At 43.1% G+C, this 11,196-nt stretch carries 9 protein-coding genes; 3 read left to right on the plus strand and 6 right to left on the minus strand.

What is annotated here, in order from left to right:
• Window positions 1-393: 393 nt before the first annotated feature.
• Window positions 394-969: a phospholipase D-like domain-containing protein gene (locus WAM07_RS05425; RefSeq protein WP_422165403.1), complete on the minus strand. Its 576-nt coding sequence runs from the start codon at window positions 967-969 to the stop codon at window positions 394-396.
• Window positions 970-1,399: 430 nt separating this feature from the next.
• Window positions 1,400-4,159: a phosphoenolpyruvate carboxylase gene (ppc, locus tag WAM07_RS05430; protein WP_422165405.1), complete on the minus strand. Its 2,760-nt coding sequence runs from the start codon at window positions 4,157-4,159 to the stop codon at window positions 1,400-1,402.
• 314 nt (window positions 4,160-4,473) lie between these two features.
• Between ppc and WAM07_RS05435 the strand changes: the two genes are divergently transcribed.
• On the plus strand, window positions 4,474-5,346 hold the full coding sequence (locus tag WAM07_RS05435; protein WP_422165407.1) for an SMP-30/gluconolactonase/LRE family protein: 873 nt from the start codon (window positions 4,474-4,476) through the stop codon (window positions 5,344-5,346).
• Window positions 5,347-5,467: 121 nt separating this feature from the next.
• Here the strand turns inward: WAM07_RS05435 and WAM07_RS05440 are convergent, their stop codons facing one another.
• From WAM07_RS05440 to WAM07_RS05450, 3 genes are read right to left on the minus strand one after another with little or no spacing between them, the layout of a single operon-like run.
• The gene (locus WAM07_RS05440; RefSeq protein ID WP_422165409.1) at window positions 5,468-6,010 is read right to left on the minus strand and encodes a GNAT family N-acetyltransferase; all 543 of its coding nucleotides are present in this window, start codon (window positions 6,008-6,010) and stop codon (window positions 5,468-5,470) included.
• Complete coding sequence (locus WAM07_RS05445) at window positions 6,003-7,028, minus strand: HAAS signaling domain-containing protein (RefSeq protein ID WP_422165411.1); 1,026 nt, start codon at window positions 7,026-7,028, stop codon at window positions 6,003-6,005. Before WAM07_RS05445 ends, WAM07_RS05440 begins: the two co-directional genes overlap by 8 nt.
• The gene (locus WAM07_RS05450) at window positions 7,015-7,362 is read right to left on the minus strand and encodes a PadR family transcriptional regulator (protein ID WP_422165413.1); all 348 of its coding nucleotides are present in this window, start codon (window positions 7,360-7,362) and stop codon (window positions 7,015-7,017) included. Before WAM07_RS05450 ends, WAM07_RS05445 begins: the two co-directional genes overlap by 14 nt.
• Window positions 7,363-7,553: 191 nt before the next feature.
• Between WAM07_RS05450 and WAM07_RS05455 the strand changes: the two genes are divergently transcribed.
• A complete protein-coding gene (locus WAM07_RS05455; RefSeq protein ID WP_422165414.1) occupies window positions 7,554-9,035 on the plus strand; it encodes a Na+/H+ antiporter NhaC family protein in 1,482 nt (493 codons plus the stop codon).
• 46 nt (window positions 9,036-9,081) lie between these two features.
• Here WAM07_RS05455 and WAM07_RS05460 read toward each other — a convergent pair whose 3' ends face one another.
• Window positions 9,082-9,564, minus strand: coding sequence for a DinB family protein (locus tag WAM07_RS05460; RefSeq protein ID WP_422165416.1), 483 nt, complete (start codon window positions 9,562-9,564; stop codon window positions 9,082-9,084).
• A 176-nt stretch (window positions 9,565-9,740) separates the two neighbouring features.
• On the opposite strand from WAM07_RS05460, the gene WAM07_RS05465 reads away from it, so the two are divergent.
• Window positions 9,741-11,196: gamma-glutamyltransferase family protein (locus WAM07_RS05465; RefSeq protein ID WP_422165418.1), on the plus strand; the 1,456-nt coding region annotated here is incomplete at its 3' end.

Here is an 11,196-nt window from a genome sequence, read left to right on the forward strand (position 1 = left end):
GAAATGAAAACACTCAGGACTTGTTGGAATCAGAACAAAAACTCCAGGAGCTTTCAACTTTATTTGAAGATTATCAAAACGCGTTATCCAATGGAAATTGGGAAGAAGCGGGCACGATTATGAGTGAAATAGAAAGTATGCTGGGTGAAACGGATTAACAATTTATCATACAAAAAGGTGCTCTCCATGTTAAAAGGAAAGCACCTTTTTCTTTTGCCTCTGTAAATCCTCCGTATTGATTACACCTAAATAAGCCCCCTTATCTGCGCCAGCTCAGCCCAGTTCATATGCCACTGGCTAAGGTGCTGCCGCTTTCAACCTGAGATCCCGCCATTTCCCCACCAATCCAGCGTTTATTCATGAATGGACCTGAGAAGTGGAGAATCTCCCCCTTCAACTAATCTTTTCTTCGGGCTGATCTTTATAAAACTGCCAGTTCACTCCGTCCTGCCATAAATCTTCGAACACTGAACTAAGCTGCCGTCCCATTCTTTCATCATCTACCCGAAGCAGGATTTCATCATTTTTTCTCTCGGCATTATAAGTGAAATTATAAGAACCAACTAAAGCATGCATGCGGTCAGAAATCAGCAATTTAATATGCATCGTTCCGTCGTGGGTGTTAGTACGGACGGCAACCCCGTTGTCCGTGAGTTCCTTAATATTTTTGATCTGAGCTTCGAACGATTTTAGCTGTTCCCGGTCAGTAAATACTCGAACTTTAACGCCTCGTTTCGACGCTTGAATCAGCTCAGCGGCTATATTTTGGTTGGAAAAAAGAAAAATGGCTACATCAATGGTTTTTTCAGCATTTTGAATGGTTTCTATAATCTCTTTTAAAGGAGAGCGCTCCGTCTTAGATAGAAAATAAGCGAGGGAATACGTCTCTTTCTTTTGCCTAATTGTCCACCTATACGTAATATAAGAGCTTGCCAAGATGGAGCATCCGGCGGTTATTAGAATTTCCATGGGGTTCCTCCTATCCTTAATCTATATTTATGTGACCCCATTTCTGTCCTATTCAACCCCTCAAGTTTGAATTTCACTAGTCCATAAGAAGAATAAATTCAACTATGTACACTCAAATTAATAAAAAGGAGGAAGTATGTATGGTAAAAGATTCACAGAACGTTCATTCTGAGAGTGCACCGCACCCTGATGGGAAGAGGGAATGAGTAATCAGTGATTCTAAAGGGATGCAGACGGGTGTTACCGTGGATGCGAAGCGGTCTTGGAAAGGAAAAGAAAAAGAATTGAACTTGCAGCCCGATGAAAAAATAAAAGAGTTTAAACAGCATATGGAGAGTTTAACGGGGAAGAAAGACTAACGTTCAAAGATGCTAAAAAAGCTCACAGCCATAAGCTGTGAGCTTTTTCTATAGTGCCTGATATTTCTTAATCAGCCTGTATTACGAAGACCAGCTGCAATACCACTTATGGTAAGCAGGACTTCGGTTAGTAGTTCATCATCTTGATCTTCCGATGCGCGCAGCTCTTTAATCAGTTCCACTTGAAGGAAATTCAGCGGATCGACGTAAGGGTTACGCAGGCGTACGGATTCTTTGATCGTCGGCTGATGAGTGAGTAATTCTTCATCCCCTGAGATCTTAAGAAGAATTTCTTTAGTTCGCTCGTATTCGTCAACGATGTTATTAAAGATTCGTTCGCCAAGCTCCTGGTCATTAACCAGCTGTGTATATTCCTGTGCTGTTTGAATATCCGCTTTGGTAAGAGCCATCTGTAAGTTGTTGATGGTGGAGCGGAAGAACGGCCAGTTAATATACATCTGCTTAAGCTGTTCAAGTCTGTCACTATCATTTTCAACGTAACTCGCGAGACCCGAACCTGCTGCATACCAGGCAGGGATCAGCTGACGGTTCTGTGACCATGCGAATACCCATGGGATCGCACGCAGATTCTCAAACTTGGAACTGTCTTTACGCTTCATTGGACGTGAGCCAATGTTCAATTCACTGATTTCTTTTAATGGCGTTGCTTCGTTGAAGTAGGTCAGGAAGTCTTTATCGCCGAACACCAGGGATTGATATTTCTTAAGGGAAATTTCGGCAATTTCCTCCATCGCCTGTTCCCATGCGTCTTCGCGATTATGCGCTTGTTCTGATTCCTGGGAAACATTGGCTGCCCCTTCCAGTAAGGTGGATGCACCTTGCTCCAAACTGCGGTACGCAATATCTTTTATCAAATAGCGGGAGGAAAGAACTTCCCCTTGTTCGGTAATTTTCACACCGTCACCCAGTGTTTCTTCCGGCTGGGAAAGGAGGCTTCGGTTTAGTGGACCGCCACCGCGACCCAAGGAACCGCCGCGCCCGTGGAAGAACTTCAGTCCAACGTTATACTCGCGGGCCATTGTATGAATTTCCTGCTGGGCTTTGTATAGTCTCCAGTTAGCTGTTAATGTACCGCCATCTTTACTGCCGTCTGAATATCCAAGCATGATTTCCTGATGATTATTTCGGTGATTAAGATGTTTCGCATAGACATCCATCTCAAATAACGTCTTCAGGATTTCAGGTCCAGCTACGAGGTCATCAACAGTTTCCAGTAATGGGGCTACGTTAATATTGCTTTCCACCGTTCCGTCAGCGTGCAGACGGTAAATGCCGGCTTCTTTAGCAAGGACGAGAACTTCTAACAGATCGCTTGCAGATTCCGTCATACTGATCAGGTAAACTTCAATGGAGCGCTTCCCGAACTCAATATGTGCGTTACGGATCATTTGGAAGACGGTAAGCATTTCCTGAGTGCTGTCTGAATAATCCTCGTTTAATAATGAAATAGGACGCGGGTCCTTCAATACGTTTTGTAGAACCTCAATTTTCTTGTCTTCAGCAAGTTCACTGTAATTATCTTCAATACTTACCTTACGCAACAGCTCGTCCACTGCTGCTTCGTGTTCACCGCTATGGTTCCGGATATCGAGAGTTGCTAAGTGGAAGCCGAACAATTCAACCTGGCGAATCAGTTTGCGCAGTTTTTTCAATTCGCGTCTGGCAGGCTGGTGTGTTTTGGCGCTTTTCTGAATTTGATAAAGATCTTCAAGCAGTTCATCAGCATAATCATAGCCGAGATCTGATTGACCGACCTGGCGCAAACGTTCCAGAACGATAGCAAATTTACGGCGGTAAATTTCTTTTTCTACGCGCCATTTCTTCCCTTTAGGGAGCAACGGTTCTTCTTTCTCTATAGAGGCCATTAATTCGTCTGTAACCGTTACTTGAGCAGAAGAATGACTGAAACGCTTCATTAACTCTACAAGCACTTCTTCATATTTGTTCAGGACAAGGTTACGCTGCTTCTGTAAAGTCTGCCACGTTATATCAGGGGTCACGTTCGGATTTCCGTCACGATCGCCTCCAATCCAGGAACCGAAACGAAGGAAATTAGGCACATCCCAATCTTCTTCCGGATAGTTCTCCTCGAGACAATATTCCAGTTCCTGATGGATTTCTGGAAGCACATCGAAAAGCGTTTCATCAAAGTAATAGAGGCCGTTTCGCACCTCATCCATTACAGTCGGCTTACGATCACGCAGTTCATTAGTCTGCCATAGAACGCTGACTTCGTTTTGAAGACTGTCCTTCAGGCTGTCTCTTTCATTCTTAGTAAGCAGAGGATTATCCAGCTTCTGCAAAATAGTAGCGATTCTCTTCTGGATTTCCAGCACGGTTCTTTTTGTAGCTTCTGTCGGGTGTGCAGTAATAATCAGTTCAAGAGATAGATGATCCAACACCTTTTGAATCACATCTTTTGAAAAATTATTATTCTTTAAATTTAGTACGGCGCTTTCTAGAGAGAAAGGCTGAGCTCCGTGGTCTTCTCTTAGTTGATACTCGCGGCGTCTGCGGATACGGTGGTTTTGTTCAGCTATGTTAACGAGGTGGAAATAAATTGAGAAAGCCCGGATCACCTGGGATCGCATAGGAGGCTTGAGGTTTTGAATTTCTTCTTTCAGTTGATTATAAGTAGATGTACTATGATTGTTTCGAAGATCTTTCGTCAATTGACGAATGGTTTCAACTTTGTTTAATAACTCTTCTCCGCCGTGATGGACAAGTAGATTACCGAGCATTTTACCCAGTTCATTAATGTCCCGGCGTAAGGGAGTTGTATGATCGTTTGTTTTTGGCTGATTAGTCACACTTTCACCTTCCTGTAATTACACTTATTTTATAGTTACTTGAAAGTTACCTTATGTTTTCATAATGTTATCAGAATAATGTGCATAGTCAAATACTTCGAACCGTACCGATGACAGCAGATGGAGGGATTATGGATAGGATTAAATTGGTAATAGTATAGAATATAAGTAATGTAAGCGTTATCTTTTGGGGAGAGGGAAGAAGGACCTATTTTTGTAATTTTTTTTAAATATGAGTTACAAATGGTTTGCTTATCGTTAAAAAAAGGAAAGAAATGTTATTATAATAGCAATCAAATTATAGGAGGATCTCCATGTCTGTAAAATTAGTACTTGATTCCAAGTCAACATTAGGTGAAGGTCCAAGCTGGGACTCAGAAAAGGAAGTTCTGTATTGGGTAGATATTGTCGGTAAGAAGATTCACCGATATGATCCCGTCCAGCATGAAAATACGACAGTAGAATTGGAGCAGTATCCTGGTACCATTCAACCGCGGGAGGATGGCGAAGTCATTCTTGCACTTCAAAATGGTTTTTACTTTTATAACTGGATGTCAGAAACTCTGGAGCCTATAACCGATCCGGAAAATCACTTGCCAGGCAATCGGTTTAATGATGGCAAATGTGACCCTGCTGGAAGGTTTTGGGCAGGGACTATGAATCTAGAGGAAAAGCAGGACAAAGGAGCTCTCTACAGGCTGGATACTAATCTTGAAGTTACAGAGAAGCTGAACGGACTCAGCATATCCAATGGACTCGCATGGTCACCTGATCATGCTTATATGTATCATATTGATACGCCCACCAAACAAGTGGTGCGATACGACTTTAATATGGAGACAGGGGAAATTACCAATCCGAAAACTGTGGTAACTATTCCAGAAGATCAAGGGTCGCCGGATGGCATGACCATTGATGAAGAGGGGATGCTATGGATCGCTCATTTTGGAGGAGCAGGTGTTTCCAGATGGAACCCTGAAAAAGGAGAATGTGTAGAATTCATCGATGTTCCAGCTTCGAATGTCACATGCTGTGTATTTGGCGGTAAGGATATGAATGAACTCTATATTACGACTGCCAGAAAAGATATGAGTGAAGAGGACTTAGAGAAGTATCCAGAAGCAGGAGGACTGTTTAAATTAAAAACAAAAGTCCGTGGGCTTCCGTCTTATCCATTTAAAGGATGAAGTTTAAAAGCAGTTGGCATGTAAAACAATATTCCGAAATCAATTCTTACAGAATCTGGAGCTCAACTGTAAGACCAACACGTTAATTTAAAAGAGCCATATTATTAAAGTGGGAAGCTTCCTAGTACGAGGGAGCTTCCTTTTTTTGGTGGGATGAGAGTGGTTCCCACTCCGTTCGCAATAGACTCATTTCTAATAGGTTCCAAAATGATCCGTTTACTTTCCGGTGGTCTCTAAGCAGTCCATCTTTCTGAAAACCAGCTTTTTCATAGCAGCGGATCGCCGGGTGATTAAAATCGAAGACGCCAAGGGCCACCTTATGAAGCTTGAGATCCTCAAAAGCAATAGCAGTAACCTGAGCAATCATTTGTTCTCCAATTCCACGGCTTTGATGTCCTGGACTTACTAGGACTTTACCGATGCGGGCCGATTCATTTTTATAATCGATTCTTCCTAAAGAAATGTGTCCGACCACTTCTTTAGATTCAGAATCCCATGCTTTATACACGATGCGGTCAGGCTGACTGGTATAGGATTCCAGCTGGTTGTGATCCAGAGGGAATTGAAAAATGGGACCTCCCCATTTCATTAAGAAAGCGGCTGTAGGAATCCAGCCAATCAGCTGATCATAATCTTCGTCTGAGAAATTCTTCAATTCAATCAACTTGTTCCACCTCTAACTTTTTATATTTCCTTCCTTCTCTTGCCTTTCTAAATCCTTCAAATATATCTATTCCAGAAAAAACTACAGCGGTTATAATAGCCGTTAGCCTGACCCACTGAGTTAAATTCGATAAATCGGACTGGAGAGCTCCTTCAAGCTCTGTGACAGCGACTGGATTAAACAAATCCGGATGGCTGAGCATCAGGCTTAAAAGAATAACCCAAAGCACGTTATACAGCGTATTAATAACAGCCAGTTTTATTGTCCACTGCTTTAAGAACCATTTATAAATGATTAAAGCAAGAGAACTTCCCGCTAATATAGCAATGTAAGGCCAGAAGGAAGCCAGGATTTCTTCGTTAAATATCGTGGCGGCCTTATTTAAACCTTCACCATTTTCCTGCTCGTATATAGCAAACAGACTGGAAGCATTCAGATAAACCGTTACTCCAACGACAGTCCAGAGAAGTCCTCCTGCCAGTTCCCAATTGGATATCAATCGTTTCTTTGGAATGGCTGGCTTATTCTTCAACTGATCCGGAGTCCAGGCTTTTCCGAAAGGTTCCTCCTCTGATTTCGTAGACCGTTCGACAACAGCAAAAATAACTGTAATCCAGAACACAGATTGAATTCCGGCAGAGGCTGCAGCAAACGAGATTTGAATGAAGATAGATAGAATAATGGAAAGCATACTTGTTTCACCAGAAAAAGAAAGAATCTTTTCAGCCACTACGGAGATGACAACAATGATCATAATAATAGGAAGAACGAGCTTTAAAACGTTCAAATACTGATCATATAAGGCAGGACCAATTAAATAGGAGGGACGATCACTATAGCGTCTGGCAAGTACAGCCGGGTCGCCCAGGTTCGTCAACACAGCTCTTACATCTTTTTCTGATGGATGCTCAGGAAGCATATCTTCAATAGTTGATTGGAGTTCGAGAGCAACATCGTCCTGCATCTTATCCGGGAGTCTTCGAGTGACCTCGTAAACATACGGTTTAATTAAGTCCATCCTTTTCCTCTCCTTGTAATAAATTATGAAGTTGTAAAGAAGTTCTTTCCCATTCTGCTTTCAGCTCATTAAAGATCTCCTGACCATAATCACTCAGTACGTAATATTTTCTAGGCCGGCTTTCCGATGTATCCCACGTGCTGGTTACTAATTCCTGCTTTTCCAGTCGTCTGAGCAAAGGGTAAAGAGTACTTTGATCAATAACAATGCCCGAAGCTTCCAAACGCTGAACAAGTGAGTATCCATACTGAGGAGATTTTAATTGACTGAGAACAGCAAGTGTCAAAGAGCCCCTTCTCATCTCAGTAATTAAGGAATGTAATAATTTACCCAATGAGCCACCTCGCTCTCTCTTTATAGTGTATATCATACACCATTGTATGACATATAACAATAAAATTATTACAGCCTCCTGAAAGGTAAAACCCTTTCGCTTTAAAGTGGCAAAATTTTTTAGTTTCTAACAGGAGCTATTCAATGATAAAGTAGATAGGAAGTTTAAGATTGAAGTAAGGAGGGAGTCTAGTGGCTGACCAGGAAAGTAACGAAGTCATAGATGAAGCATTAGGAGAGAAAGACATTCGACGGTTAGAGTTTCGTGGTGGAGTATTTGCTGCAACGATTCCTTTGGTGTTTTTCATTATTTGGGCAATTGCCTTGAGTGTAACGGAATTGGTAACCGAGCAATCCCTTGTACTTGGGATGGTTATCGGGATAGCCATTGGTTTGTTTTTCTGTAAATCCCAGTGGGCAGATTATGCTCAAAGTTTATTCTCAGGAATGGCTCAACCCGTAGGCGTGATTGCTGTTATCGCCTGGTTTTGGGCAGGGATGTTTGCGAAGTTACTATCGGCCGGAGGGCTCGTAGATGGCCTGATCTGGTTTGGATTTCAGACAGGATTGGAAGGAGGCGCTTTTGTAGCCATTACTTTCTTGTTGTCGGCTCTGTTCGCCACGGCCGTAGGTACAGGTTATGGTACAGTAGCTACGTTCGGCGTCCTGATGTATCCGGCTGGTGTCATTTTAGGGGCAGATCCCGTAATATTACTTGCCGCTATCTTAAGTGGTGCGGTGTTTGGAGACAATCTGGCTCCCGTATCTGATACCACCATCGTATCTGCGACTACTCAGGAAGCAGATGTGCCTGGAGTGGTTCGCTCAAGGTTCAAATATTCCATAACGGCTGCTATTCCAGCTCTTATTCTATTTATTATCTTTGGCGGCGGCGGAGAACAGGGAAGTACAGAAGTTATTAACCAGCTGCAGGCGCAAGTAGCTCCTAACGGGTTGATTATGCTCCTGCCATTCATTCTCGTTCTCTATCTGGCACTGAGCGGGCATCACTTGCTTACCTCATTGACGTGGGGGATCGTCACTTCTATCGGACTCATTGCTGTGTCAGGCGTTTCCTTAACAAAAGTTCTTCACATTTATAAAAATGATTCTGGAGATGCTGTTGTGGAAGGAGCCTTGATGAGTGGAATTGGCGGTTATTTCAATATGGCCATTCTGATTCTATTAATTTTGGCTGCCGCCCATTTACTTGAGGTAGCAGGCACAATGGAAGTTATTAAGAATTTCTTCCTTGGAATCATTAATAACGTGGTGCGCCGGGCGGAACTTTCGATATTCGGAATTGTAGCTTTTTTAAATGTGTTTATCACAATAAACACGGCTGCAGAAATTGCTGCTGCACCATTTGTCAGAAAGCTTGGCATAGAGATGAACATCCATCCATATCGTAGAGCCAATTTCCTCGATACGGTGACTTCATCATTAGGTTACATTTTCCCTTGGAGTGGCGGAGTGCTTCTTGCGTGGGCTACGATCCAGGGAGCTGCGGAAGAGTATGACTTCCTTCCGGTTGTTGGCCCGACAGAAGTCTTTCCATATGTGTTCCAGGGCTGGGGACTGCTCATCGTTATGTTTGTTGCAGCCATGACTGGCTGGGGACTACGCTATAGTGGAAAAAATGGGGAAGAAGTTAAACCAACAAAACATTCGTAAAACAAAAATCCTCCCTGAGCGGTTTGCTGCAGGGAGGATTTTTTTATTAGATATGAGTTTTTGCTTCTTTCATCTGATCTAAATGACGAAGCTCGTGCCAGCCGATAAACTCGACCCACTGTTCGAGATTCAAGTCGCCGAAAGAGGGATGAGGGAAAGCACGATTCTGCAGCGTTTCCTTATCCTTATTATGAACTAGAAAATAAGTGGCTTCACGAGTATGTTCCAAACCTTTTTTCGCATCTTTCAACGTATTAAATTCACCTTTTGGTTTCAGGGTTTCAGGTGCTTCCACCTTATAGTCGCGGTTGGTTGTTTTGTGCAGCGGCTTTTCATTTACCTGCTGCTCATCCCCACGTTTGATAGCCTGATTCATCTGATGGACAATCATTTGCTCCATTAAGTACAAATGCTCTAAGACTTCTAAAATAGACCAGGAATTTTCGTCTGGTTTCGTACGCGCTTCCTCGTCAGATACCTCTTCCACAAAAGCTAGTAATTCGTTTCTTTTTTCTTCTATTCCGTACATCTTGTAACCATCCTTTCCAAGTATAGGATATTTCGAGTCTACCATATGTAGCCACTTATTTTCCTCTATTAAATATGTAAACGGTTTTTCTTTTAATAGAAGACATAGTAAAATGATGGGAAGATTGAAAAAATTTACTTTTCCACTTTACTTACAAGTGAAAGGAGCATGATTAAATGCAGCACTTAGACTATCTCTATCATCCCTTTGAAAACGCAAGAAACTCGACCATTGCAAAAAACGGAATGGTTGCGACCTCACAGCCGCTTGCGTCTCAAGCCGGGCTGTCCATACTGCAAAAAGGAGGAAATGCGATAGACGCAGCCATAGCAACAGCAGCCGCTTTAACGGTCGTTGAACCTACTTCAAACGGAATCGGTTCAGACGCCTTTGCCCTTGTATGGACAGAAAATAAACTTTACGGACTGAATGGCAGTGGCCATTCACCTGCTTCTATATCTACGGAAGAAATAAGAAAACGAGGGTACGAAGAGATTCCGAAGTTTGGCTTTGAGCCTGTTACTGTTCCTGGAGCCCCCGGTGCATGGGCAGAACTATCCCGCCGTTTTGGCAAGCTTCCATTTAAAGAATTGTTCGCTCCCGCTATTCAGTATGCGGAAGAAGGATACCCAATCTCTCCAGTGTTGGGAAAATTCTGGGGGATGGCTGCGAAGAAGTTCCGTGAAACATTAAAAGGAGAAGAGTTCACCCACTGGTTCGATACCTTTGCACCTAATGGCAAAGCTCCTGAAATCGGTGAAGTCTGGAGCTCGGAAGGTCATGCCCATACATTGAGAAAAATAGCTGAAACCCATGCTGAAGACTTTTATAATGGAGAAACAGCCGATCGAATTGACGCTTTTTCTAAACAGTACGGCGGTTTTATTTCTAAAGAAGACTTAGCCAGCTATCAACCGGAATGGGTTGATCCAATTTCCGTGAATTACCGTGGTTATAACGTGTGGGAAATCCCTCCGAACGGCCAGGGACTTGTGGCGCTTTCAGCTTTGAACATGTTAAAAGGGTTTGACATACTTGAAAAAGAAAGTGATTCTACATATCATAAGCAAATAGAAGCTATGAAACTCGCCTTTGCAGACGGAGAAAAGTACATCGCCGATGCCTCCTCTATGGAAGTAGGGATCAATGATTTACTAGATGAAGATTATTCAGCGGAACGCAGATCTTCTATCACAGAAGAGGCTGGCGATCCGGAAGCGGGCGTACCCCCAAAAGGAGGAACCGTTTATCTGGCTGCCGCGGACGGGGAAGGTAACATGGTATCGTTTATTCAAAGCAACTACATGGGATTCGGTTCTGGATTAGTGGTGCCTGGAACTGGCGTTGCTCTTCAGAACCGTGGTCACAACTTCACCATGGAACAAGGGCACGCAAACTCTCTGGAAGGGAATAAGAGATCGTATCATACCATTATCCCTGGCTTTTTAACGAAGGAGGATCAGCCCGTCGGACCATTTGGCGTCATGGGCGGATTTATGCAGCCCCAGGGCCACCTCCAAGTCGTTATGAACACGGTGGATTTTCATTTAAACCCGCAATCAGCGCTTGATGCTCCACGCTGGCAGTGGATGAAAGATAAAACGGTATGGGTAGAGCCGAACTTCCCTAAGC

The sequence above is a fragment of the Halobacillus sp. genome, assembly GCF_049282395.1.
Classification (GTDB): domain Bacteria; phylum Bacillota; class Bacilli; order Bacillales; family Halobacillaceae; genus Halobacillus.